Below are 25035 nucleotides of genomic sequence, written 5' to 3'. Positions count from 1 at the left end.
AATTTGAATAAAAAAATTTTGAAGAAGAAAATATGGTAGTAGAACAGAAACAATCAGCGCAAAAAGTAGCGTCTTCTGCACAAGCTCAAGCGGTATTACAATCGACCAAAGACCTGCAAAATGGCACACAAAAAGACCTGCAAGTTGAAGTCTTGCGAATTATTGCAATGCTTATGATTGTGGCCTGCCACATGATCATACATTTGAACATTCGCGAGCACAGTTTCAATATGGAACTTTTGCCGGCTCCAGGCTTGCGTTCAGCACTTAAATTCTTAGTCGTACAATACGGTCAAGTTGGTGTCTCAACCTTCTTTATTATTTCCGGCTACTTTTTATGTCGCAAAACCTTCCGCTACCGACGCGTTTTTGCAGCGTGGGCGCAAATGTTCTTCTACTGCATTATCGTGCTGGCAGTAACCTTCGTAGCAGACTGCTTTGGCTTACTTCCGGAAAATTTGAGCAACTTACTTCACGGAAAAGAACTTGTCTACACGCTGTTGTGGAATGTGACGCCATTTACTTACCGAAGCTATTGGTTCATGAGCGCGTACTTAATCATGCTCATGTTCATGCCTTTTATCAACATTCTTATAAGTCACATGACTCAGCGCAATCATGCTATGCTACTGGTACTTCTTGCGTCAATCTCACTTATTCCGCTATATTTTGGCAAAAATTATACTTGGAACGATATTATTTACGCAATTTTTGGATATTTAGCCGGAGCTTTTATTGCGCAGTACGGTAGCGGAATAAAAAAACTTACTACGAAGCGACTTTGTGCGTGCGTAGCAATATCTACTGTTCTTATGCTCGCTTTCGACTATGTTGCTTCGTCCGGGAATAAGTTTGTGCGAGTTCTTACGTGGGATCAGCAGGTCCACAGCGGCATTGGAATACTGCCAATGATTATTGCAATGTGTATTTTCATTCTCGTACACCGAATAAATATGCTGCGAATTAAAGGACTAGCAAGAACCGTAATTTTGCGCGTTTCCAAAGCAACTTTCGGAGTGTACCTTCTTCACGAGCACATGTTTATTTTCATAGCGTTGTGGACGTTCGTGGCGTGGATGCTTCCTACAACTTCCTCAAGCGCACTCATAGTGCTACTTTACGCAATTACTTTAATTTGTACGTACGCAGCACTTTCAGTTGTTGCAGTTGTAATAGATCTCGTTATCAAACCAATTTCCAACCGAATTGCGCTAACTTTGGAGCATGTTGCCAATTGCGTATGTTCTGTGCACAAAACGGATTCGCAATCCAAAATGGAGTAAGTAACTGGTAAACTATATATCTTGTGAAAAACATTGTAGATAAGTTGCGCGCAAGATACCACTATTCGTGGGTGGTTCTTAAAGAGCTGGTGAAAACTGATTTCAAATTGCGCTACCAAGGGTCTTTCTTGGGAGTTGCGTGGTCGGTTTTACGACCGCTTATGCTGTTTTGCGTAATGTATGCAGTGTTTGCAAAGTTTTTGCGAATGTCGGATGGCACGCCCACCTATCCAGTTGTGCTTTTGCTTGGCATTAGCGCATGGCAGTTCTTTGGCGAGGCTACTTCGATTGGTTTACGTGCGGTGGTAGACCGTGGAGATTTGCTGCGTAAAATCCATTTTCCTAACTATATTGTGGTGGTTTCGGCAACTGTTGGCGCGTTAATCAGTTTTGCAATAAATCTTGTGGTAGTAATCATTTTCGCCATCTGCTCAGGCGTGCAATTTACGTGGTGGGTGCTATTAGTTCCTTTGAATTGTATACAGTTGTACGCATTAGCATTAGGCGTAACGCTGCTGCTAGCAACTATGTACGTGTATTTTCGCGACATTGCGCACTTGTGGGACGTGGCGCAACAAGTACTGTTTTACGCAATGCCAATCATTTACCCTCTAAGCATGGTGATTGGTAATAATTCTTTAGGAAGATGGGGAACGGTTATTGCAAAAGTGCAGTTACTTAACCCTATTGCACAATGTATTCAAGATTTGCGCCACAATCTTGTAGCACCTCTTACTCAGCCTACTGTGTGGAATTTAGTAGGGTCTCCTTTGCTGATGATGGTTCCGGTAGTATTAACCGTAATCTTGTGTGTGCTCGGCGTCGCAGTGTTCCGCAAGTGCAATCGTAAGTTTGCTGAGGTGATGTAATGAGCGAGATTGAGTTGACAAATACTGAAAAAGAAGAGTTGCAACCAGTCGTACTTTCAGTAGAACACGTAGGCAAATACTTTAAGCTACCAACTGAGCAAGCAAGCGGTTTGAAACAGGCGTTTATTAATTGGACGCGTGGTATCAAAGGCTACAAAGAACAGCACGTTCTGCGTGATATCAACTTTGAAGTACGCAAAGGCGACTTCTTCGGCATCGTAGGACGCAACGGAAGCGGCAAATCAACCCTACTCAAACTCATCTCTGGAATCTACGTACCAGACTCCGGACGCATACACGTCAACGGAAAACTCGTGCCATTCATTGAGCTTGGCGTAGGCTTCAACCCAGAACTAACCGGTCGCGAAAACGTGTTTTTAAATGGAGCACTATTAGGTTTTACGCGCTCGCAAATTGAAAACATGTATGACGATATAGTGCATTTTGCAGAACTTGAAGAGTTTATGGATCAAAAACTTAAAAACTACTCTTCTGGTATGCAAGTGCGTCTTGCATTTTCAGTTGCAATTCAAGCTCAGGGAGATATTCTAGTACTTGATGAAGTTCTTGCAGTTGGAGATGAAGCTTTTCAAAGAAAATGCGATGAATATTTTGCAAAAGTCAAAAAAGATGCTAACAAAACAGTTATTCTCGTTACGCACGATATGAACGCAGTAAAGCGTTATTGCAATAAAGCTGTTCTTATTAAGAATGGCGAAGTGATTGTTAACGGAGATAAAGACGATGTTGCAAATCGTTATACTCTAGAAAATCTTTCTAGCCAAAATGGCGGAGAAAGTGAAGATAGTTATGCTGTTGGCTTGAATGAGCGAGTGCCATTTATGCGCATTGTTCCTTTGAGTAAGCAGTTGCTTAATTGTAAAGAAAAATTCCGTTTTGCTATTGAATATGAATTCAATGAGCCTGGAAAATATTTTATAGCTGTAGCAATGCACGACATAAAACGTGGAGGAATCACGTATGATTCTGGAGCAGATAAAATTGAGCTCGAAGGAACAGGAAGACAAAAAGTTGAATTTGAAGTGCCTCTTAAAATCTTAAATAATGGCGAATTTAAGCTTGTTGCCTCTCTTCGTACTAGAAGCAAAACTGATCCTGAATTAACAGATATGGTTGCGTTTACTAACGACAGTAATTCATGCATGTTTGCTGTAAGAGATAGTCGAAACCGTGAGTATGCGCTCTTAAATGACAATGCAATGACTTTTACTTGCTTAAAGCATTATAAATGCTAGCTTTATTTATTGCTGGTTTTATATGTGTTAAAGGCTAAAAATAAGGGTATTTTAGTAATGAATTTCTTTAATCTAGATGTTAATGCAAAAGCTTATATAGACTCTTTAAGCGAGCGTCAACGCAGGCTTATTGTGGGTGCTATAAATTATCATTCCCTAACAGCTCCATCTAGAACTTTGCAATATCAAGTTTACATGGGTCAAAAATGGCAGTATCCGCGATTGGCTGATTTTTCAGTTTTTGACGGTGCTTGTACAAAAAACGAAGGATTGAAACCAATCGCAACTTTTAGTGCACAATCAACTGTTAAAACTAATAGCGAATACACAAAAGAATTTTGGAATGAAGGCAAGTTATTTAATGATAATGGCGTTAGGTATTTGTTGCTGACACCAGATGATGCAACCGACGATGATGTGATGTCTCACTGGGCTTCTGATACGTTAAAGCAGCACATTTACAAAGAGTGTGAATTACACGCACCTTCTATGTTTGATGTTGTTAGGGAAGTAATGCGCAAAAAACGCGAGTGTGATTCGAAGAAACTTGTTGAAGCGTATTGTCCTTGGAATAAAAAGAAGTTTGATTATGTTGCAAATGCTCACCAAAGAGAAATTGCAAAACAAGAAAATTGGGATTTATCAAATATAAAAGATGCTAGATTGGACTGTGTTTCTCCTGCTAAAAGAGTTGAAGGAGCTAAAAAAGCTATTATTATAGGTTTGCATTGGCTGCAAGCTGGTGGTGCAGAAAGATGGGCTGTAGAAACAATAAAACTTGCCAAAAAAGCTGGTTTTGTGCCAATTGTTATCACAGATAGAGACGGTCACCAGCCGTGGATCACGAAAGATTTCTGTGATGATGCTCTTGTGTTACCACTTACTCCACCAATTAGAGAATATTGGGCGGATGTTCCACTTTTAAGATCTTTGTTTGAGCAATTTGACATTAAAGCAATAGCAATACACCATTGCCAATGGCTTTACGACCATATTTGGTGGGTTAAACAATTCTTCCCAGAAACACATATTATTGATTCGCTGCATATTGTTGAATACATAAATTGTGGAGGATATCCGCATGAAGCTGTAACACACGATAAGTGGATTGATTTGCACCATGTTATTTCTCCACAACTTGAAAATTGGTTACATAATGTGCATGGTATTGAATCTTCCAAGATTGTTGATGCTCCACTTATTGGTCTTACTGCTGGAATTGGAAACGATTGCGTATCGCCGAGAAAAAATAAAAATGTTCTGAATGTTGCTTTTGTTGGAAGGATTGCAAGACAAAAACGTCCAGAAGCGTTTGTTCTTGTTGCAAAAGCTTTAAACAAAAAATATCCAGGGAAATTCCACTTTATTTTGCATGGAGATGGCGAATTAGACACATTTGTTTCAGAACTTATATCTAGGTATGGTCTTGAAAACGTTATTGAGCGCAGATCTATGAAAATTCCAGCTCAAAAAACGTATGATGATGCGGACGTGCTACTTATTAGCTCTGTAAACGAGGGTATTACGCTTACAACTATTGAAGCGCTTTCTAATGGAGTTCCAGTAATTTCATCGGATGTTGGATCGCAAAAAACTGTTATAGCAAAAAGTGCGTTATTGCCAAGAATGACTTCTAGTTTTGTTAAAGCGTCTGTAAAGGAATTGTTTAAGATTATGGAGAATGATTCATATCGTTCATTATTGTTAAAAGAAGAAGTTGAAAAATTGCGCAATTTTGCAAAACTCGAATCTGCAGAAACGTTATTTACTAAGTTATTTGAAGAATGGAGCAAGTAATGTCAAATGCTCAAGTAGTGAATGCTAATAAATCAAAAGATAGCGTTAATGTTGCGGCTGTTGTAGTAACTTTTAACAGGTTAGAGAAACTAAAAACCGTATTGGCTTCGTTAGAATCTCAAACGCGACTTCCAAATCAACTAATCATTGTTAACAATGCTTCAACTGATGGCACAGATAAATATTTGGAAGAGTACACTCGCGATTTTGCGAATGGTCATTTGGGGAATCGAGTAAATCTTACTGTTGTAAATTTGCCAGAAAACGTTGGCGGTGCAGGTGGCTTTAGTGCTGGTATGCGTAAAGGGTACGAGCTTGGCGCAGATTTCGTGTGGATTTTTGACGACGATGGCTACCCTCAGCCACAAGCTTTGGAAAAGCTTCTAGATGGATTTAATGCTGCCGTAGGTGAGCTTGGTGCGGATGTTCCGTATGCTTGCTCAATGGTTAAGTTTGTTGATGGATCAATATGCGAAATGAACAATCCAGTACCAACGTGGGATTGGGGAAGGCTTATTGCTAAAGGATTTAACAATCTCGTTATGGTTACAAGCTGTTCGTTTGTGTCGGTGCTTATTCCTCGTTGGGTTATAGAAAAGTACGGATTGCCATTTAAAGAATACTTTATTTGGTTCGATGATGCCGAATATACACTTCGTATTACGCGTGTATGCCCGGGCGTGCAGGTTCTCGATAGTGTAATTATGCATGACATGGGAGCAAACAAGGGTGTGAACTTTACAATGATTGACAAAAAGAATGCTTGGAAATTCGCATACGGCGTGCGTAATCAAGCATCTTACCGTTTGCATCACGAAGGTAAAGCAAAATACTTGCTTTTCTGCGCAAATGTAGTTCGTCAAATGCGAAGAGGGCATGTTGAGAGAAAGTTGCGCCGCAAAATGATTGGTCAAATGCTAAAAGCGATTAGATTTAATCCAAAAGTTGATTTTCCTAAAAATAAGTAGCGCAACAAGCGAAATGCTAGGTTAATAACTGGAATAGCTTAATAACGGGAATATATAAAGCATAATTTCAAAATAGACGTATCTTATAAAGGAATAAAATGTACGAAAAAGCAAAATCAGCAACTTACCCAGATTTAGTAGTTGTTGGAGCAGGATTGTTCGGCTTAACTGTAGCTCAGCAAGCAGTGGAGCATACGGGCGCTCGCGTTGAAATTATTGACGTTCGAAATCACATCGGTGGAAACGCTTACTCGTATTTTGACGAGCGCACAGGAATCGAAATTCACAAGTACGGAGCGCATCTTTTCCACACAAGCAACAAGCGCGTGTGGGATTATGTGAATCGTTTTACGTCGTTTACTAACTACGTACATCGCGTGTACGCAACGCACGACGGCGAAGTGTATCCGCTGCCAATCAACTTGGGTACAATTAACCAGTTCTTCCACGCGCACTACACGCCAGAGGAAGCAAAGGCTTTGATTGCAAGCCAAGCGGGGGAGTTGGCTGGCAAAGATCCGCAAAATTTGAACGATAAGGGCATTAGCTTAATTGGTCGTCCGCTTTATGAAGCGTTTATTAAAAACTACACGGCAAAGCAGTGGCAGACGGATCCTTCCGAGCTTCCTGCTGGAATTATTAAGCGCTTGCCTGTGAGATTTAACTATAATAATCGCTACTTTAAGGACACTTGGGAAGGCTTGCCTACGGACGGCTACACGGCTTGGATGCAGCGCATGATTGACGATCCGCGTATTCACGTTTCGCTTGGTGTAGACTTCTTCGACGAATCTCAGCCGTTTAATAAGCGCGCGCTGGCGGAAGCTGGAGTGCCGGTTGTTTATACCGGTCCGGTTGATAGGTATTTTGACTACGCGCTCGGCGAGTTGAAGTGGCGCACTGTAGACTTTAAGGAAGTGCGTTACGAGGAGAGCGACCATTTTGGCTGCCCAGTTATGAACTATTCGGATGCTGATGTGCCATTTACGCGCGCGATTGAGTTTAAGAACTTTAATCCAGAGCGTGAAGAAGTTGGCGGAGAGGCTAGTGGCGAGGCTGATTTTGTGCCTGGAAAAAGCGTGAAAGCTGGGGAAACTGTAGTGTGGCAGGAGTATTCTCGCGCTGCAACTCGCGACGATGAGCCTTACTATCCTGTGAATACTGATGCAGATAAAGCCTTGTACGCGCGCTATGCGGAGCTTGCTGCGGCTGAGTCTCGCACAGTTTTCGGCGGTCGCTTGGGAACTTACAGCTATTACGATATGCACAACGTAATCGACATGGCTTTGCGCGCTTACGAATCTCAAGTGGTGCCGTTGCTGGCTTAGGTGGTTTGGTGGGCGTTCTTGCGATTAGCCGCCGCGCGCGTAACCTGAAAGCATGTAACCTGAGCGCGCGCTAAAACGGCAATCAGGGACACGGATGCAGTTTGCTGACTGCGCGAGTGTCCCAAAACAAGCAAAATTCGACCCTAATGCAGAACGCAATCTGCGCGAGTGTCCCCAAAAAGGTTGTCGGCGCGCGCGAGTTTGCAATATCCGCGATTCGTGGTATTCTATTTAAGTTGTTTGCTTGGCAAGCAGTTTGATTGCTAAGTTAGCAGTTTGGAGAATTCGCCTAGTGGTCTATGGCGCACGCTTGGAAAGCGTGTTGGTGTAACAGCCTCACGAGTTCGAATCTCGTATTCTCCGCTCCTAGGGTTTCTAGCCAATCGCTAGAAGCCCTTTTTTCATGCCGAAAACCCGATTGCCGCTTACCCGACGTCGCGCATGTTACACTCTAATCACTCAGGCAGGTCGTCGAGCGCAATTTCGTCACCCAAATTCAGTGCCCTAATTCAGCGTAATGCTGCTCGACTTGCGCTTTAATAGGCTTCCATAAATCGGCGTGAGAGTCGTACCATGATATTGTTTCTTGCAATTCTTGCTTCAAATTATCGTGTTTAGGCTCCCATTTTAATTGTGTTCGAATTTTCGTAGTATCTAGTGCGTAACGCCTATCCTCGCCTATTCTGGGATTTACATACGTTATATTTGATTCTGGCACGCCCATGAGTTGCATCAAAATCCGCAAAATATTTATGTTGTTAATTTCACAGTTAGCGCCAATATTATATGTTTCACCGATTGTTCCACGCGTTAGAACATGCCATATTGCGTCGCAATTATCTTCAACGTGGATCCAATCGCGTATCGAATCTCCTACGCCGTACAATTTTGCTGGCATATTGCACATAATGTTTGTAATTTGGCGAGGAATAAACTTTTCAATATGCTGTCGTGGCCCGTAATTATTGCTGCTATTCGAAATAGTTGCGCGCAAACCGTAAGTTCTACACCATGCTTTTACCAAGAGATCGCCTGCAGCTTTGCTTGCAGAATATGGACTAGATGGACAATATGGACTTGACTCGTCGAATTTAAGCACGCTGTCAATAGGAAAATCTCCGTAAATTTCATCGGTGCTTACTTGATGGAAGCGAATATTATATTTGTGTGCGAATTTAATGAGTGTATGCGTTCCTAAAATATTTGTGCTTATAAACGGGTCAGAAAACTCGATTGCATTATCGTTGTGTGATTCTGCAGCAAAATTTACGATTGCGTCTATAGCAGGAAGTGTTGTTCCTTCTGCAGTTTTAATTGGATTATGCGGATCTAATAGCTGATCAACTATATTTTCGTCTCGAATATCTCCGCGAATAAAAGCGTATCGGTTGTTTGCAAAATCTTGAGGTAAGTCGTAAAGATTTGCCATATTCCCAGCGTAAGTAAGCAAATCAAGTACCGTAACAGCAACCGTTACATGATATTTAGCTATGTAATGCACAAAATTAGATCCAATAAAACCTGCGCCGCCAGTAACTAAAATGTGGTGTGGTTGAAAAATATTACTGTTTGATGCGTAGTTGTGCATGTTTCCGCCTTCATATGACTAGTGCGTTGGTTTATGGCTTAAGTCACGTTGTTATTTTGGTTTATTTCGTTGATTTTATTGTTTAATGCGCGCGTTTTGAATTGTAATTTTTTAATACTATACATTTCTTTCGTGTGTGCAAGTAGAGTATGTTTTTCTAAAGTGTTGTTTACCAGCAAATTAGTTGAGTAGATGTGCAATAATTACTGCATGTTTGCTTGTTTTGGGGATGCGAGGTGAATCTAATAATGGTTAAGTTTTCTTGGCGTAGCAGTGCGCATGATTTGGATTCATCAAATATTGATTCCTCTTCAACAAAAAAGCAACAATCTTCAAAATTGCAATCAACAGGTTCAAAGACTTTTGACACATCAAAATCTGCAACAAAAGCAATCGAAGGTACTCCAAATAAACCTAATCCAGCGTTAAATCATTCTACAAACGCTATTCTTGTAGGAATATTTTTAACTCTTTTAGGTGGCGCATTTTGGGGTGCAAACGCAACAGTTTCGAAAATCCTCATGTCGACGTATCGCGTATCTCCTTTGCAAATCGCTTGCGTTCGTCAAATTGCTGCTGGCATGTTATTTGTCATTACTGCTGCAGCTTGCACTCCTAAGCAGTTAAGTGGTGCTGTGAAAACTGGTCGCACGTGGATTTCGATGGCGGTTACAGGCGTAGTTTGCGTGCTTCTTACGCAAGTTTCGTACTTGTGCACAATCGACTGGACTAATTCCGGCACTGCAACTGTGCTTCAGAGCCTTAATCTTCTGTTCGTGCTGGTTTACGCATGCTTGCACACGCGCCGCGTGCCAACTATGCGCGAAACTATTGGAGTTGTGCTAGCTTTTGCAGGAACTGCTTTAATGGCTACAGGTGGTAATCTTTCTTCACTGTCTTTGCCTGTTATGGGTTTGCTTTGGGGTCTTGCAGATGCTGCGTCTACAGCGGCGCTTGCTATTATGCCTGTGAAATTGATTGCAAAATGGGGAAATCTGACTGTTAATGGCATTACGTTTATTATTTCTGGTTGTATTATGCTCCCGTTTGTGCGACCGTGGGAAACGATGCCTGCATTAGATTTGCGCGCTATGCTGCTTTTTACTTTTACTGTTATTGCTGGAACTTTTGGAGCATATTGGCTGTTCTTAGAGGGCATTATGCGAGTAGGCTCTGTTCGTGGCACTTTGCTTGGAGCTAGCGAGCCTGTTACTGCTGCAATTACTGCTGTTATGTTTACTGGAGCTGTTTTTTCATGGGCAGATTTTGTGGGATTCGGGCTTATTTTCGTAATGATGATTTTGCTTTGCAAGCGTAGTTCTTAATGATTTTAAAGTAACGCGCTAAAATAAAACGCTTGTTGTGTCGTACGAGGCGCACAAGCTGCTAAAATAGAAAGCGACTATGTCGCGCAACACCAGTTTGCAAACGGGAAGGCAATTATGTCAACAATTCTTGAAGGCAATCCAAAAAAGCAGATGATGTTAGTTACGGGTCGCGCATACCCAGAACTTGCTAATGAGACTGCACAGTATCTTGGTATTGATGTGCTTGAGACTACTGCCTACGATTTTGCGAATGGCGAAATGTATGTGCGCTTTACTCAGCCTGTTCGTGGTTCGGATGTGTTTGTGCTTCAGGCACACACGAATCCTATTAACAATTGGATTATGGAACAGCTGCTTATGGTCGATTCTTTGCGACGCGCATCTGCTCGCAGTATTAACGTGGTTGCACCGTTCTTTGGATATTCTCGCCAAGATAAGAAGCATCAGGGACGTGAGCCTATTACTGCTCGACTCATGTTTGACTTATTCCGCGCTGCTGGTGCCACGCGCATTTTGACTGTTGACATGCACGCAACTCAGGAGCAGGGTTTCTTTGACGGGCCTGTTGACCATTTGACTGCGATGCCTGTGCTTATTGATTATGTGCGAAACTCTATGAAGCTCGATAATGCAACTATTGTGTCTCCTGATGCTGGTCGCATCAAAGTCTCTGAGCAATGGGCTGCAAAACTCGGAGATTTACCTCTTGCTTTTATTCATAAAACGCGCGATATTACGCGCCCTAACCATGCTGAAGCTCACGGCATCATTGGTGAGATTAAAGGACGCGATTGCATTGTTGTAGACGATATGATCGATACTGCTGGCACTATTTGCGAAGCTGTACGTACTTTGCGTGAGGCTGGAGCAAAATCTGTTACTTTGGTTGCAACGCATGCTTTGCTTTCTGGACCTGCTGTTGAGCGTTTGAAAGCTGCTGGAGTTCGCGAGATTATTGTGACGGATACAGTTCCTGTGCCTGAAGAGAAGCGTCTTGATAATATGACGGTTCTTTCGATTGCGCCGCTTCTTGCTGCTGGCATTCGTTCCGTGTTCCGCTCTGGATCGCTTGTGTCGCTTCGCAATGCACTTCCGGAAGATATGAAGCAGCATAATATTTACGCATAAAAAATGTATAAAAGCGCATAAAGCGCATAAAAACGTATGATGTGTAAAATTGAAACAAATAACCGCATAATTTGCGTTAATGCATAAACTTTATGCATTAACATGCGGGTTCAAAACGGCAGGAGGCAAATATGGTCGCCAATAACACAACAGCAGTTGCAGAGAATAATGAATCGCAAGAAGCGTTGCAATCTGATGCTTTCAGGGCGATTATTACCGTTGTCGGCTGCGATACCGTTGGTATTATTGCAAAAGTTACTTCACATGCTGCCGAGCATAATGTAAATATTTTGAATATTTCTCAAACAATTGTCGACGGATTCTTCAACATGATGATGATTGTTGACGTGTCTACTGTTGATTGCGAATTTGGCAATTTTGCTGCAGGATTAGAAACGCTAGGAGACGAAATTGGCGTGCGTATTCGCTGCCAGCGTAGCAATATTTTCACTGCAATGCACAGAATCTAAAATCCGCAGCAATCTAAGTAAACGTAAGGAAGTACATAATGCTCAACCTGATGGAAGTAAGCGAAACTAATTCGATGATTGAGCAAGAACAGCTCGACGTTCGCACAATCACCATGGGAATCAACCTACTAGATTGCGCTTGCGAAAACGTGCAGGACGTTTGTTGTAAAGTTGAAGCAAAAATCACACGTCTTGCGAAAGATTTAGTAAAAACCGGTAACGATATTTCGCGCGACTACGGAATTCCAATTGTAAACAAGCGAATTACTGTAACTCCGATTTCGCTTGTTGGAGCGTCATCTTGTAAAAAGTCTGAAGATTTTGTGCAAATTGCGCACGCATTAGACAGAGCAGCACACACTGTTGGAGTTGATTTAATTGGTGGGTATTCTGCGCTTCCTGCAAAGTCGATGACTGCAGCAGACCGCATGCTTATTGAGTCGCTTCCGCAAGCCTTAAGCGAGACGGAAATTGTGTGCTCGTCTGTGAATGTTGGCTCAACACGAACCGGTATAGACATGGATTGCGTAGAGCTGCTCGGACGTACGATTAAAAAGATTGCTGAAGCTACAGCTGGAAACGATTCTTACGGTTGCGTTAAATTCGTGGCTTTTTGCAATGCTCCGGACGACAATCCGTTCATGGCAGGCGGCTTCCATGGTGTAACTGAAGGCGATGCTGTGATCAATGTTGGCGTGTCTGGTCCTGGCGTTGTTTCGAGTGCACTCGATGCTGCTAGAGGAAAAGACTTTGCTTTTCTGTGCGAAACTATTAAACGCACTGCGTTTAAAATTACTCGCGTAGGTCAGTTGGTTGCGCAAGAGGCTTCTCGCAGGCTTGGTGTGCCGTTTGGAATTATAGACTTGTCGCTTGCTCCAACTCCTGCAGTTGGCGATTCTGTTGGCGAAGTGCTTGAGAAAATCGGTTTGGATCAGGTTGGTGCTCCCGGCACAACTGCAGCGCTCGCTATGCTGAACGATCAAGTTAAGAAGGGCGGCATTATGGCAAGTAGCTATGTTGGCGGTCTTTCTGGAGCGTTTATACCCGTTTCGGAAGATGCAAATATGATTGCTGCTGCGAAGTCTGGCTGCTTGACTATTGAAAAGCTTGAAGCAATGACTTGCGTTTGCTCAGTCGGTCTTGACATGATTGCAATTCCTGGAAACACTTCCGCTGCAACGATTTCTGGCATGATTGCGGATGAATCTGCAATCGGCATGATTAATCAAAAAACTACCGCTGTGCGAATTATTCCAGTAATTGGAAAAGGTGTAGGCGAAATGGCGAACTTCGGCGGATTAATGGGATATGCGCCGATTATGCCAGTAAACCAAACAAGCTGCGAAGCTTTCGTAACTCGCGGTGGACGTATTCCTGCTCCAGTACACAGCTTCAAGAATTAGCGTGCGCTTTGACCGAGCTTGAAATCACAGGATTTCAAGCTCCTTCAAAGCGGAAACTCGCTTAAGTTGGAAGTCCGGGGGACTTCCAACGCGAGTTTCGTAGCGAGCGCGTTACCCGCGCGAGCGTCACCGTTTTTTCGTTACTGGTGCAGTCGTCAGCGCAAATGCCGGAGAACATGCGCGCAATTGGGGACTTACACCCCACATAAGTCCACAAAAACGAGCGCAGCGCTTCGGCAGGTCGTCGCACGCATAAATCCTACTGCACATTAATGATCACTGGCTCGCTGTGAAGCCCTGGCACGCGCTTATGCTCAAGCCGCGCAACGTATGTGCCGCGATCCACCTTCGGTAAATCGTCATCTGCAACACAGCCTTTTCCGACGGTAGTATTGGTATTCCAAGTGATTTTCTTTTCGAAATGATCACCCTTCGCCATAAGCAGCGGCTTTAATGCAGTGTCACAACTATCAGAACGCCATACTGCATGTGATAAGTAGTCAACGCTCTTACTTGCGTCTTTAAAGTCTTTGTTGTCTTTATTATCTTTCTTTTTATTATCTTTAGTTTCTTGCTTACCTTGCGTAACTTCTTCACTACTATTAATAGTTAGAACAGCATTCATATCCGATGCGTCAATAAGGCAAGAAGAGTTTCCTTCGTGCACAAATCGTTCTGTCAACTCAACACTACCGCCCATAGGAACAGTTTGTGACTTAGTAGAAAGCTCAAGACGAATATCTTTATCAGTGCAATGAGGTGTTAATCCAACAGGACGGGGGTCTGGCACTGAATGACGAACAATGGTAACTTCATGACCAGCAATCGCTTTACTAATAGCGGCAATACCCTTGCTCAAGCTAATAACACAAAATATTGCCAACATAATCAAAAGCAACAAAGCAATACCGACAACAATTCTGCGACGACGATACATTCTTCGTTTTGCTGCGCTCATGTTACGTACGGTCTTACGCACGGGTTTGCGCATCGGGTTGCGAACCGATGTTGCACTCGCATTGCGATGCGGCTCACGTGGTGACGTAGTTGGCATTGACATATTTACCATTGTAATACATAAGTCGATGAGATGAACTGTACTCACTACACAAGGTAGACTCTCATACAAAGTAATTAAGCTGTTAATTAAAGAGTTACAAAAGCAGCGTAATGAGTTAGTTACTTAAGGTAATGTTAAAGTGCCATCTGGCAATATAGTGATAAGACTGTCATGATCGAGCGAAGCAATGCATTCGCCAAGTTGTGTTTGATTCGACCATAAATTGTTGATCTCGCAACGTTGCAATACCTGCTGTTTTTTATGTGCTTCACGCAATGCCTGCAAAATAATGCCGCGCACTTGCCGATTAGTGCCGGCAAAATGCTGCTGGGGGCGGGTATGGCGGCCAAGACCTGGAAATCCAGCAGCTTTGAAACGGCACCATGTTTGCAAAGGACATGCAGTGCATTGCGGAGATCGTGCTGTGCAAATGGTAGCACCAATTTCCATAATTGCCTGATTCCAAACGGATGAAGTGCAGGTAGTGTTGGTGGTGTTAGTAGCGTTAGCAGTGGCAGTAGTAACATGATTATCTTCTGGCAATACTGCGGCAGCAAGCTCGCGGTCAGATTGCGTTGTGCTGCCACCATGCGATTCAGTTCCAGTAAAAGCGCGCATAAGTACGCGGCGAATATTTGTATCAATCACCGCAATGTGCTTGCCATAAGCAAAGCTGAGTATTGCACTTGCTGTGTAATCGCCTACACCTGGCAAGGCAATAAGTTCTTCATAGGTGCATGGCAGCTTATTGCGATATCTTGTTGCTACAACTTGAGCACAAGATTGTAAACGTAACGCGCGTCGAGGGTAGCCGAGGCGACCCCAAGCTGTAATAATTTCAGCACTCGTAGCGTGAGCTAGTGATTGTGCATCTGGCCAAGTTTGCATCCAAGTGAGCCAATAGGGTACAACACGGCTCATTTGCGTTTGCTGGCTCATTACTTCACACACAAGCACACCCCAAGGGGTAGTGTGCCCAAACCTCCAAGGCAAATCGCGTGCGCAACTATGCCAAAAAAGTGCAACATTATCGCGCGTAAGTGTTGCCAATTCGCGCAATGGCTGAGAAGTTTCTTCGGTGAGATGTTCTTCGGGGAGAGATTGTGAATCTTGTTGCATGCTTAATTATGTAAACGTCGTATACTTTTGTGATTACTTTCCGCCTGTAAAACCGAGTTGCCTCCACGCTTCATACACTGCAATAGAAGCGCAATTTGTAAGATTCAAACTACGAAGTGACGGGCGCATAGGAAGACGCACCTGCTCTGCCACGTGCGGGCCTGCCATAACATCCATTGGATCAGGAATATCTCCTGGTTCTGGTCCAAAAAGCAGAATATCGTTCGGCTTATATTCAATTTCAGTGTAAAGTTTCGTAGCATTCGCAGTAAACGCAATAATTCGCGAATTTGGCATTGACTCAACTAAATTCTCAAAATTCGGGTGCAAAACAACGTGAGCCATATCGTGATAATCCAAGCCTGCGCGACGTAATTTAGTATCGTGCAAATTAAAACCAAGCGGCTCAACCAAATGCAAAATAGTGCCAGTTACAGCGCAAAGTCGAATTGCGGAACCTGTATTTCCTGGAATACGAGGGGAGTAGAAGCAAAGGTGAGGAGTGTGCGTTTCTGCGCGCGCGGCATCGTCGGCACTGAGCATTGCGTCCATAACGCTAATTGGATTTCCGTGAGCATCGGTTACAAGCTCGTCTGGGCCATAATTTGATTTGCGGTAGCCGTACTCGTACATTTGCTCTACGCGGCTTGCTGCTGCTTTGTGTGCTTCGGTTTGTGCTTCGGTTTGCTTTTTGGTTTTGGCTGCTGCTTCTTGCGTATTCTCGCTGTTATTCATGCTATTCCTTAGCTTTTTAAGTATCTTTACGTAACTTCGTAATCGTAACGTATTTAGTTTACTCGCAACTTGTATCGTTTGCCGTGGCGCGAGTTTTGGGGGATTTCTCTCCTCGCATGTGCTACGACCTGCTTGAGCGCAGCATTGTGCGCGCGAAAGCAACTCGGAGCGTGAGCTTGCTCAAGTTGAAAGCACGGTGTGCTTTCAACGCAAGCTCAGTAGCGAGCGCGCTGTGCGCGTGAGCGTTCTTTCGTGCGCTTTATTCTTAAACGTTTTTTAACGATACGCTCGCGTTTTATTACGCTCGCTTGCGAAACTCGCGTTGGAAGTCCACTGGACTTCCAACTTTAGCGAGTTTCCGCATTGAAGTGCCTCTGCGCACTACGGCTTTAAGCGCTCCGGCAAGTCAATGCGCAGTCCTCTTTTAGTGCTCGTAAAGAAATCCCCCAAACTCTGCGTGTTTAATCGTTAATAACCGTGCCTTATCGCAGAGATTTTTCGATTTTTCTTCTTCGCTTGGCGAATCAGCAGCCTGCGGCTCTGACGTTCGCCTCGCTCAGTGCGAAAAATCTCAAATCTCACCACACGAATATTCGTTCCACTGAAGTAGAGAATATTAAGCATCCCAGAAATTGCAAGCGCTAGAGCGGACTTTTTTTATTAATAAGGAAGTCTTTAGTTTTTGGTAAAGTAGAGGTTCTGTGTAAGGTGTGTCATATAGCGGGCATGCTCATGGAACCGAAGAAGGCGCCCGCGCATCGCAACTTGCTTATTTGGCAGTTTCGTTTGCCGCGATTTTCTTTAGTTTTTCAAAGATTAAATAGTTAACTAGCGAGTGATAAAGGAACGTCCATTGGCTGCTGAACAAGCTATGACGAGCACCACGAAAGTCATCGCACGTGCTGACGAACATGATATTAAGTTGCATAAAGCGTCAGATCGTGTGAATTTTGGCTCCATTTGTGAGCCTATTGATGTGCCATACCTCCTCGGCGTGCAAACCGACAGCTTTGATTGGTTGATCGGCTCTGAACGCTGGAAGAAGCGCGTTGCAGAAGATGAAGCAAACGGAACTCACACCGTGCCTCATGTTTCTGGTCTCGATGAAGTCTTCCAGGAGATTTCCCCAATTGAGAACTTTGCTGAGACAATGAGTCTCACATTCTCTGATCCATACTTTGAAGAGCCACGCCACACTGTGCTCGAGTGCAAGGAAAAGGATTACACCTATTCTGCTCCACTTTATGTGAATGCTGAGTTTGAAAACGGCGAAACTGGTGAAATTAAGAGCCAAACTGTTTTCATGGGTGATTTCCCACTTCAAACTCCACACGGTACTTTTATTATTGGCGGCACCGAGCGAGTAATTGTTTCGCAGCTTGTGCGCTCTCCAGGCGTGTATTTTGATCGCACGCAGGATCGCACTTCCGACAAGGATGTTTTCGGTGCGAAGATTATTCCAAGCCGCGGTGCATGGCTGGAATTTGAGATCGACAAGCGTGACGTTTTAGGCGTTCGCGTTGACCGCAAGCGTAAGCAGTCTGCAATCGTATTCCTTATGGCTATTGGCATGACGAAAGACGAAATTGCCGATGCTTTCCAAGGATACCCACTTGTTTTGGATGCGCTCGCAAAAGAGCCTATCGAAACGCAAGACGATGCACTTACCGATTTGTACCGTAAGATTCGCCCTGCAGATACTGCAACTCCAGAAGCTGGTCGCAACCTTCTCGATTCCTTCTACTTCAACACAAAGCGTTACGATTTGGCTCGCGTTGGTCGCTATAAGATCAACCGCAAGCTCGGTATTGAAGCAGATTACAGCGATCGTAGCTTGAACCGCGAAGATATTATCGCAACTATTAAGTACTTGGTAACGTTGCATTCCGGCGAAAAAACCTTCCCAGGTAAGCGCGACGGTCAAGACGTGCAGTTGCGCGTTGACGTTGACGATATCGATCATTTCGGCAACCGTCGTATTCGTCAGGTTGGCGAGCTTGTGCAGAATCAGCTTCGTACCGGCTTAAGCCGCATGGAGCGCGTTGTGCGCGAACGTATGACAACTCAGGATGCAGAGGCAATTACTCCTCAGTCCTTGATTAACATTCGTCCAGTAAACGCAACTATTAAGGAATTCTTCGGAACTTCCCAGCTCAGCCAGTTTATGGATCAAAACAATCCTTTGGCAGGAGTTACGAACAAGCGTCGTCTTTCCGCACTTGGTCCTGGTGGTCTTTCTCGCGATCGCGCTTCTATGGAAGTTCGAGACGTGCACCCATCCCACTTCGGACGTATGTGCCCAATCGAATCCCCAGAAGGTCCAAACATCGGTCTTATCGGTTCTTTGGCAACCTTCGGACGCATCAACCCATTCGGCTTCATCGAAACCCCATACCGCAAGGTTGTGAATGGTCACGTAACTAACGAAGTTGAATACATGACTGCAGACCGCGAAGCCGAGCACGTTATTGCTCAAGCAAACCAGGAACTCGACGAAAACGGCAACTTCGTTGGCACTCAAGCACTTGCTCGCGTGGACGAAGAAGAAGCAGTCGATGTGCCTGTAAGCACTGTAGATTACATGGATGTTTCCCCACGTCAGATGGTTTCCCTTGGTGCTTCCTTGATTCCATTCTTGGAGCACGATGAAGGTCACCGTGCATTGATGGGTACGAACATGCAGCGTCAGGCTGTGCCGCTTATTAAGTCGGAGCGACCACTTGTTGGTACCGGTTCTGAATGGCGTGCAGCAGTTGATTCTGGCGACGTAATCTTGGCTGAAAAGCCGGGCGTAGTAACTTACGTTTCTGCAGATATTATTCGCGTTATGAACGACGATGGAACTCAGTCCAGCTACAAGCTTTCAAAGTTCCAGCGTTCTAACCAGACTACTTGCTACAACCAAGTGCCGCTTATTAAAGATGGCGAGCGTGTTGAAGCTGGTACTGTTTTGGCAGACGGTCCTGCAACCGAAAAGGGCGAACTTGCATTGGGTAAGAACTTGCTCGTTGCATTCATGCCTTGGAACGGTTACAACTACGAGGATGCTGTGATTATTTCCCAGCGTCTTGTGCAAGACGATACGCTTTCTTCTATTCACATTGAAGAATACGAAATCGACGCTCGTGAAACCAAGCTTGGTTCCGAAGAGATTACTCGTGACTTGCCAAACGTTGGTGAAGATGCGATTGCAAATCTTGACGAGCGCGGCATTATTCGCATCGGCGCTGAAGTCGAAGCCGGCGATATTTTGGTTGGTAAGGTAACTCCTAAGGGCGAAACCGAGCTTACTCCAGAAGAGCGTTTGCTTCGTGCAATCTTCGGTGAAAAGAGCCGCGAAGTGCGCGATACTTCTTTGCGCGTGCCACACGGTGAGACTGGTACTGTGATTGCAGTTAAGGAAATCACTCGTGAAGACGCTGAAGACGACGGTGACGAGCTTCCAAACGGCGTGAACCAAATGATTCGCGTTTACATTGCTCAGCATCGTAAGATTACGCAAGGCGATAAGCTTTCCGGTCGTCACGGCAACAAGGGTGTTATTTCCCGCATTTTGCCAGAAGAAGATATGCCATTCTTGGCTGATGGTACTCCAGTTGACATCATGCTTAACCCGTTGGGCGTGCCTTCTCGAATGAACTTGGGTCAGGTGCTCGAGCTTCACTTGGGCTGGATTGCTCACGCTGGCTGGGATATTAACTTGGATCCAGATTTGGAAGCAGCTTGGAAGAAGTACGTGCCGCAAGGTGCTGAGCATGGCGATCCATGCACTCCAGTTGCAACACCAGTATTCGACGGCGTGCGCCCAGAAACTTTGAAGGGCTTGCTTTCTACAACACTCGCAAATCGCGATGGTGACAAGCTTGTTGGCTCCGACGGTAAGGCAACCTTATTCGACGGTCGTACTGGTGAGCCATTCCCGAAGCCAATTTCTGTGGGCTACATGTACATTTTGAAGCTGCATCACTTGGTTGATGATAAGATTCATGCACGTTCCACTGGTCCTTACTCCATGATTACCCAGCAGCCGTTGGGTGGTAAGGCTCAGTTCGGCGGTCAGCGCTTCGGCGAAATGGAAGTGTGGGCGCTCGAGGCTTATGGTGCTGCTTACACATTGCACGAAATGATGACTACGAAGTCTGATGACGTCGACGGTCGCGTGCGCGTGTATGGTGCTATCGTCAAGGGCGATAACCTGCCACCAGCTGGCATTCCTGAATCCTTCAAGGTGTTGCTTAAGGAAATGCAGTCGCTTTCCCTTAATGTTGAAGTGTTGAACGCTGAAGGCGTTGCAATCGACATGAAGGATGAAGAGGACGACCCAGTTTCATCTTCCGACGATCTTGGCTTCAATATTGGCGCTCGACCAGATTCGTCCGCCAAGGAAGATCAGATTGCTGTTGAACCTGAATACCAGTGATTCGGTAACGAACACACTTTAAGAAATTAAGAAACATTAGAAAACAATTTCATGAGACAGGACGATAAGAGTGCTGGACGTCAACGCATTTGACAAACTGAGGATTGGACTGGCCACCGCCGAAGATATCCGTAGCTGGAGCCACGGCGAAGTAAAGAAGCCAGAAACCATTAATTACCGTACCCTAAAGCCAGAGAAGGACGGTCTGTTCGGTGAGCAGATCTTCGGTCCAACTCGCGATTGGGAGTGCGCGTGTGGTAAGTATAAGCGCGTGCGCTTTAAGGGAATCGTGTGCGAGCGATGCGGCGTGGAAGTTACCCGCAGCCGCGTTCGCCGCGAACGCATGGGTCATATTGAGCTTGCAGCTCCGGTAACGCACATTTGGTTCTTCAAGGGTGTGCCAAGCCGTTTGGGCTACTTGCTCGACATTGCACCTAAGGATCTTGAAAAAGTAATCTACTTCGCAGCCTACATGGTTACGAAAGTCGACGAAGAACAGCGTCATCAAGATCTTCCAGATTTGCAAGACGAATTCGATACCGAAATCGGCAACCTTCGCAAGCGCCGCGATAACGAAATTGAAGCGCGCGCAAAGAAAGTTGAAGAAGACTTGCACGAGCTGGAAGAATCTGGCGAAAGCAAAGGTGCTGCAAAATCTAAGCTGCGCGCTAGTGCAGAACGCGAAATGTCTGCTATTCGCACCCGTTACGACGAGCAGATTCAGCGTTTGAATGCCGTGTTCGACCGCTTCAAGGGCTTGCGTGCCGGAGACATGGAAGGCGACGTTGACTTGTGGCGCGAGATGGAAGATCGCTACGGTGACTACTTCGAAGGCTGCATGGGTGCTGAAGCTATTAAGAAGCGTTTGCAGGACTTCGATTTGAAGTCTGCCGCAGAGGAGCTTCGCGCAGAAATCGACAACGGAACCGGTCAGCGCAAGGCTCGCGCTTTGAAGCGACTGAAGGTTGTAAACGCATTCTTGACTACTGGAAACAAGCCAGAAGCTATGGTTTTGGACGTAATTCCAGTAATCCCACCAGATTTGCGACCAATGGTTCAGCTCGATGGTGGTCGTTTTGCAACTTCCGATTTGAACGATTTGTACCGTCGCGTAATCAACCGTAACAACCGTTTGAAGCGACTTATTGAGCTCGGCGCTCCTGAAATCATGCTTAATAACGAAAAGCGCATGCTTCAGGAAGCAGTCGATTCGCTCTTCGACAACGGTCGCCGCGGACGCCCAGTAACCGGCGCATCCAACCGACCATTAAAGTCGCTTTCCGACATGCTTAAGGGTAAGCAAGGTCGATTCCGTCAGAACTTGCTCGGTAAGCGTGTTGATTACTCCGGCCGTTCCGTAATCGTCGTTGGTCCAAGTCTTCGCATGCATCAGTGCGGTTTGCCAAAGCCAATGGCATTGGAGCTGTTTAAGCCGTTCGTTATTAAGCGTTTGGTAGATCAGGGCTTTGCTCAGAATATGAAGAGCGCAAAGCGTTTGGTTGACCGCGGCGACTCCGAAGTTTGGGGCGTCTTGGAGGAAGTTATTTCCGAGCATCCTGTGCTTCTTAACCGCGCACCTACACTTCACCGCTTGGGTATTCAAGCATTTGAGCCAATTTTGGTTGAAGGTAAAGCAATCCACCTGCCACCACTTGCCTGCGCAGCATTCAACGCAGACTTCGATGGTGACCAGATGGCAGTGCATCTTCCGCTTTCTGCAGAAGCTCAAGCCGAAGCACGCACTTTGATGATGGCTTCCGACAATATCTTGAAGCCAGCAGACGGTCACACCGTTACAATGCCTTCTCAGGATATGATTCTGGGTCTTTACTACTTGTCTACCGTAATTGACGGAGCAAAGGGTCAGGGTCGTATTTTCTCCTCGCTTGCTGAAGCTGAAATGGCTCTCGACAAGCATGAGATTGACATGCAAGCTAAGGTGCTGATTCGAGTTCCTGCAGACTTCGTATTGCCAAAGAATTGGGAGCCTGCTGAGCTTAAGGTTGTCGACCCTGAGCCAGGCAGCCCGGACGTTGTGCGCGAAGAGCGTTTTAAGGACGGAACTGTACTGTTTGCAACTTCTTGCGGACGCATTTTGTTCAACGGAACTTTGCCAGTCGACTATCCGTTCGTAAACGAGCAGGTGCCAAAGGGCGTACTTTCTAAGATCGTCGACGAAATTGCAACCCGCTATTCTACAGCTCAAGTTGCAGCAACACTCGACGCTTTGAAGGATCTCGGCTTTACTCGCGCTCCTTGGTCTGGCGTAACGATGGCATTCTCCGACATTGTGCTTCCTCCAAATCGCGAACAAATCGCGCAAGATTACGAGGATCAGGCTGCAAAAATCAACTCCCAGTACGATATGGGTCTTCTTACCGACGAAGAACGTCGTCAAGAGTTGATTAACTTGTGGACTGAATGCACCGACAAGGTTGCAGACGCAATGCGCGAAAACTTCCACGACGACAACAACGTGAACATCATGGTTCAGTCAGGCGCACGTGGTAACTGGATGCAGATTCGCCAGATTGCTGGTATGCGAGGCCTCGTGGCAAACCCTAAGGGCGAGATTATTCCTCGACCTGTTAAGTCAAACTACCGCGACGGCTTGTCTGTGTTGGAGTACTTCATCTCCCAGCACGGCGCTCGTAAGGGCCTGGCAGATACCGCACTTCGTACGGCAGAATCTGGCTACTTGACTCGTCGTCTTGTGGACGTTTCGCAGGAAGTAATCGTTCGCGAAGAAGATTGTGGCACTAAGCGCGGTCTTATGATGAAGATTGCTGATCGCGACGAAAACGGCAATTTGACGCTTGTTAAGGCTGCTGATGGCGGTCCATACTCGCGCTTGCTTGCTGCAGACGTGCTCGATCCTGCTGACGGCACTACAGTTTTGGCAAAGTGCGGAGATGCGCTTTCTATGGACGTTTTGCGCGATTTGGTTGCGCACGGCGTTGAGGAAGTTAAGGCGCGTTCTGTGCTTACTTGCGAATCTAAGCGCGGCGTTTGCGCAAAGTGCTACGGATGGTCCTTGGCTACGAGCCGACTCGTGGATGTTGGCGAGGCTGTTGGTATTGTTGCAGCACAGTCCATTGGTGAGCCTGGTACGCAGCTTACGCTTCGTTCCTTCCACTCTGGTGGCGTCGCTTCGGCTTCTGATATTACTCAGGGTCTTCCTCGTGTTACGGAGCTTTTCGAGGCTCGTACTCCTAAGGGTGAGGCTCCAATCGCTGAGTTCCCAGGCGTTGTGAAGGTTGAGGATACTGACCATGGTCGTCAGGTGACTTTGACTCCAGACGACACTACGGTTGAGCCAATCGTTTACCCTGTGACGCGTCGTGCGCCAATGCTGGTAAAGGATGGCGAGCATGTTGACGTTGGTACGCAGCTGATTGAGGGTTCTGTGGATCCTAAGAAGATTTTGCGAATCCTTGGTCCGCGCGCAGCTCAGGTGAATATTGTGGAAGAAGTTCACAACGTTTACCGTTCTCAGGGCGTTGATATTCACGACAAGCACATTGAAGTTATTGTGCACCAGATGCTTCGCCGTATTACGGTGATCGATTCTGGCGATACGGATCTTCTTCCAGGTGAGCTTGTGGATCAGGCAAAGTTCCGTGAGGCAAACTTGGCTGCCGTTAAGAACGGTGGCAAGCCTGCTGCTGGTCGACCAGAGCTTATGGGTATTACCAAGGCTTCTTTGGCTACGGATTCTTGGCTTTCTGCAGCATCGTTCCAGGAGACTACGCGCGTGCTTACTGAGGCCGCCTTAAGCCAGAAGGAAGATGACCTCAAGGGCTTGAAGGAGAACGTGATTATCGGTAAGCTCATCCCAGCTGGTACCGGTTTGGCGCGTTACCGCAACGCTAACGTGGAGCCGGATCCTCAGGTGCGTGACTCTATTTATCCGAACTTTGGTTTGGGTGGTGCAGATAGCACGCCTTCGAACTTCGGTGAGAGCGATATGGGCGATGTTGACTTCTCCAACATTGATTTTGGCGACATGAAGCTCGGCGACGACTTTAATCCAGATGATTACCTTGATGATCAGGGTGGTCAGGGTGATTATGGCGACGAAGCTGAGTGACGCTAGTCTGATATAAAAATGGGGCTTCAAGCTTTCGGGCTTGAAGCTCCTTTTTGTTACTGGCACAGTATGCTTTCTGCGTTAATAACGTATAATGCCGTTTTTTCGTTACTGGGCAGCGTGACGACCTGCTTTCGCGCATAGAGCGTAGCGCGCGAAAGCAATTCGGAGCGGAAACTCGCTTAAGTTGAAA

Annotated in this window: 16 protein-coding genes and 1 tRNA gene; 13 read left to right on the top strand and 4 right to left on the bottom strand. The window is 45.6% G+C overall.

What is annotated here, in order from left to right; genetic code table 11:
* Positions 1–32: 32 nt before the first annotated feature.
* The 7 genes from HXT41_RS03540 (at position 33) to HXT41_RS03510 (ending at position 7864) form a co-directional block, all read left to right on the top strand.
* Positions 33–1283 (top strand): acyltransferase family protein, encoded by a 1251-nt coding sequence (locus HXT41_RS03540; protein ID WP_004109228.1) that lies wholly within the window; start codon positions 33–35, stop codon positions 1281–1283.
* Positions 1284–1306: 23 nt separating this feature from the next.
* Complete coding sequence (locus HXT41_RS03535) at positions 1307–2152, top strand: ABC transporter permease (RefSeq protein WP_004109231.1); 846 nt, start codon at positions 1307–1309, stop codon at positions 2150–2152.
* Positions 2152–3408 carry an ABC transporter ATP-binding protein gene (locus HXT41_RS03530; RefSeq protein WP_064621480.1) on the top strand — a complete coding sequence of 419 codons (1257 nt, stop codon included), beginning with the start codon at positions 2152–2154 and terminating at the stop codon, positions 3406–3408. The genes HXT41_RS03535 and HXT41_RS03530 overlap by 1 nt, the downstream gene beginning before the upstream one ends.
* Positions 3409–3465: 57 nt before the next feature.
* Positions 3466–5205 (top strand): glycosyltransferase, encoded by a 1740-nt coding sequence (locus HXT41_RS03525; protein ID WP_415705366.1) that lies wholly within the window; start codon positions 3466–3468, stop codon positions 5203–5205.
* Positions 5205–6173: a glycosyltransferase family 2 protein gene (locus tag HXT41_RS03520; RefSeq protein WP_248893508.1), complete on the top strand. Its 969-nt coding sequence runs from the start codon at positions 5205–5207 to the stop codon at positions 6171–6173. The genes HXT41_RS03525 and HXT41_RS03520 overlap by 1 nt, the downstream gene beginning before the upstream one ends.
* A 98-nt stretch (positions 6174–6271) precedes the next feature.
* Positions 6272–7501 (top strand): UDP-galactopyranose mutase, encoded by a 1230-nt coding sequence (glf, locus tag HXT41_RS03515; RefSeq protein ID WP_103013909.1) that lies wholly within the window; start codon positions 6272–6274, stop codon positions 7499–7501.
* Positions 7502–7779: 278 nt separating this feature from the next.
* A tRNA-Ser gene (locus HXT41_RS03510) sits at positions 7780–7864 on the top strand.
* A 133-nt stretch (positions 7865–7997) separates the two neighbouring features.
* Here the strand turns inward: HXT41_RS03510 and rfbB are convergent.
* Positions 7998–9089 (bottom strand): dTDP-glucose 4,6-dehydratase, encoded by a 1092-nt coding sequence (gene rfbB / locus HXT41_RS03505; RefSeq protein WP_102155639.1) that lies wholly within the window; start codon positions 9087–9089, stop codon positions 7998–8000.
* Between the two features lie 248 nt (positions 9090–9337).
* Between rfbB and HXT41_RS03500 the strand changes: the two genes are divergently transcribed.
* The 4 genes from HXT41_RS03500 (at position 9338) to HXT41_RS03485 (ending at position 13418) form a co-directional block, all read left to right on the top strand.
* Positions 9338–10414, top strand: coding sequence for a DMT family transporter (locus HXT41_RS03500; protein WP_012914451.1), 1077 nt, complete (start codon positions 9338–9340; stop codon positions 10412–10414).
* Positions 10415–10531: 117 nt separating this feature from the next.
* A complete protein-coding gene (locus HXT41_RS03495) occupies positions 10532–11545 on the top strand; it encodes a ribose-phosphate diphosphokinase (protein WP_012914450.1) in 1014 nt (337 codons plus the stop codon).
* 131 nt (positions 11546–11676) lie between these two features.
* The gene (locus HXT41_RS03490; protein WP_102155642.1) at positions 11677–12015 is read left to right on the top strand and encodes an ACT domain-containing protein; all 339 of its coding nucleotides are present in this window, start codon (positions 11677–11679) and stop codon (positions 12013–12015) included.
* 38 nt (positions 12016–12053) lie between these two features.
* A complete protein-coding gene (locus HXT41_RS03485; protein WP_103013910.1) occupies positions 12054–13418 on the top strand; it encodes a PFL family protein in 1365 nt (454 codons plus the stop codon).
* A 259-nt stretch (positions 13419–13677) separates the two neighbouring features.
* Here the strand turns inward: HXT41_RS03485 and HXT41_RS03480 are convergent, their stop codons facing one another.
* The 3 genes from HXT41_RS03480 to HXT41_RS03470 form a co-directional block, all read right to left on the bottom strand.
* Complete coding sequence (locus tag HXT41_RS03480; RefSeq protein ID WP_219705480.1) at positions 13678–14487, bottom strand: hypothetical protein; 810 nt, start codon at positions 14485–14487, stop codon at positions 13678–13680.
* A gap of 114 nt (positions 14488–14601) precedes the next feature.
* Complete coding sequence (locus HXT41_RS03475) at positions 14602–15597, bottom strand: A/G-specific adenine glycosylase (protein WP_103013911.1); 996 nt, start codon at positions 15595–15597, stop codon at positions 14602–14604.
* A 33-nt stretch (positions 15598–15630) separates the two neighbouring features.
* Positions 15631–16332 carry a tRNA (cytidine(34)-2'-O)-methyltransferase gene (locus HXT41_RS03470; RefSeq protein WP_004109264.1) on the bottom strand — a complete coding sequence of 234 codons (702 nt, stop codon included), beginning with the start codon at positions 16330–16332 and terminating at the stop codon, positions 15631–15633.
* 871 nt (positions 16333–17203) lie between these two features.
* On the opposite strand from HXT41_RS03470, the gene rpoB reads away from it, so the two are divergent.
* The gene (rpoB, locus tag HXT41_RS03465; RefSeq protein WP_033888523.1) at positions 17204–20752 is read left to right on the top strand and encodes a DNA-directed RNA polymerase subunit beta; all 3549 of its coding nucleotides are present in this window, start codon (positions 17204–17206) and stop codon (positions 20750–20752) included.
* Between the two features lie 70 nt (positions 20753–20822).
* On the top strand, positions 20823–24842 hold the full coding sequence (locus HXT41_RS03460) for a DNA-directed RNA polymerase subunit beta' (RefSeq protein WP_103013812.1): 4020 nt from the start codon (positions 20823–20825) through the stop codon (positions 24840–24842).
* Positions 24843–25035 lie beyond the last annotated feature (193 nt).

The organism is Gardnerella sp. DNF01189, assembly GCF_049244195.1.
Lineage (GTDB): Bacteria > Actinomycetota > Actinomycetes > Actinomycetales > Bifidobacteriaceae > Bifidobacterium > Bifidobacterium swidsinskii.
This window is presented reverse-complemented; position numbering and strand designations above follow the sequence as displayed.

Coding starts and splice junctions, on each gene's coding strand:
- rpoB (WP_033888523.1), top strand. CDS start 17,204: ATGACGAGCACCACGAAAGTCATCGCACGTGCTGACGAACATGATATT.
- HXT41_RS03480 (WP_219705480.1), bottom strand. CDS start 14,487: ATGGTAAATATGTCAATGCCAACTACGTCACCACGTGAGCCGCATCGC.
- HXT41_RS03470 (WP_004109264.1), bottom strand. CDS start 16,332: ATGAATAACAGCGAGAATACGCAAGAAGCAGCAGCCAAAACCAAAAAG.
- HXT41_RS03485 (WP_103013910.1), top strand. CDS start 12,054: ATGCTCAACCTGATGGAAGTAAGCGAAACTAATTCGATGATTGAGCAA.
- HXT41_RS03540 (WP_004109228.1), top strand. CDS start 33: ATGGTAGTAGAACAGAAACAATCAGCGCAAAAAGTAGCGTCTTCTGCA.
- rfbB (WP_102155639.1), bottom strand. CDS start 9,089: ATGCACAACTACGCATCAAACAGTAATATTTTTCAACCACACCACATT.
- HXT41_RS03490 (WP_102155642.1), top strand. CDS start 11,677: ATGGTCGCCAATAACACAACAGCAGTTGCAGAGAATAATGAATCGCAA.
- glf (WP_103013909.1), top strand. CDS start 6,272: ATGTACGAAAAAGCAAAATCAGCAACTTACCCAGATTTAGTAGTTGTT.
- HXT41_RS03500 (WP_012914451.1), top strand. CDS start 9,338: ATGGTTAAGTTTTCTTGGCGTAGCAGTGCGCATGATTTGGATTCATCA.
- HXT41_RS03525 (WP_415705366.1), top strand. CDS start 3,466: ATGAATTTCTTTAATCTAGATGTTAATGCAAAAGCTTATATAGACTCT.
- HXT41_RS03520 (WP_248893508.1), top strand. CDS start 5,205: ATGTCAAATGCTCAAGTAGTGAATGCTAATAAATCAAAAGATAGCGTT.
- HXT41_RS03495 (WP_012914450.1), top strand. CDS start 10,532: ATGTCAACAATTCTTGAAGGCAATCCAAAAAAGCAGATGATGTTAGTT.
- HXT41_RS03475 (WP_103013911.1), bottom strand. CDS start 15,597: ATGCAACAAGATTCACAATCTCTCCCCGAAGAACATCTCACCGAAGAA.
- HXT41_RS03530 (WP_064621480.1), top strand. CDS start 2,152: ATGAGCGAGATTGAGTTGACAAATACTGAAAAAGAAGAGTTGCAACCA.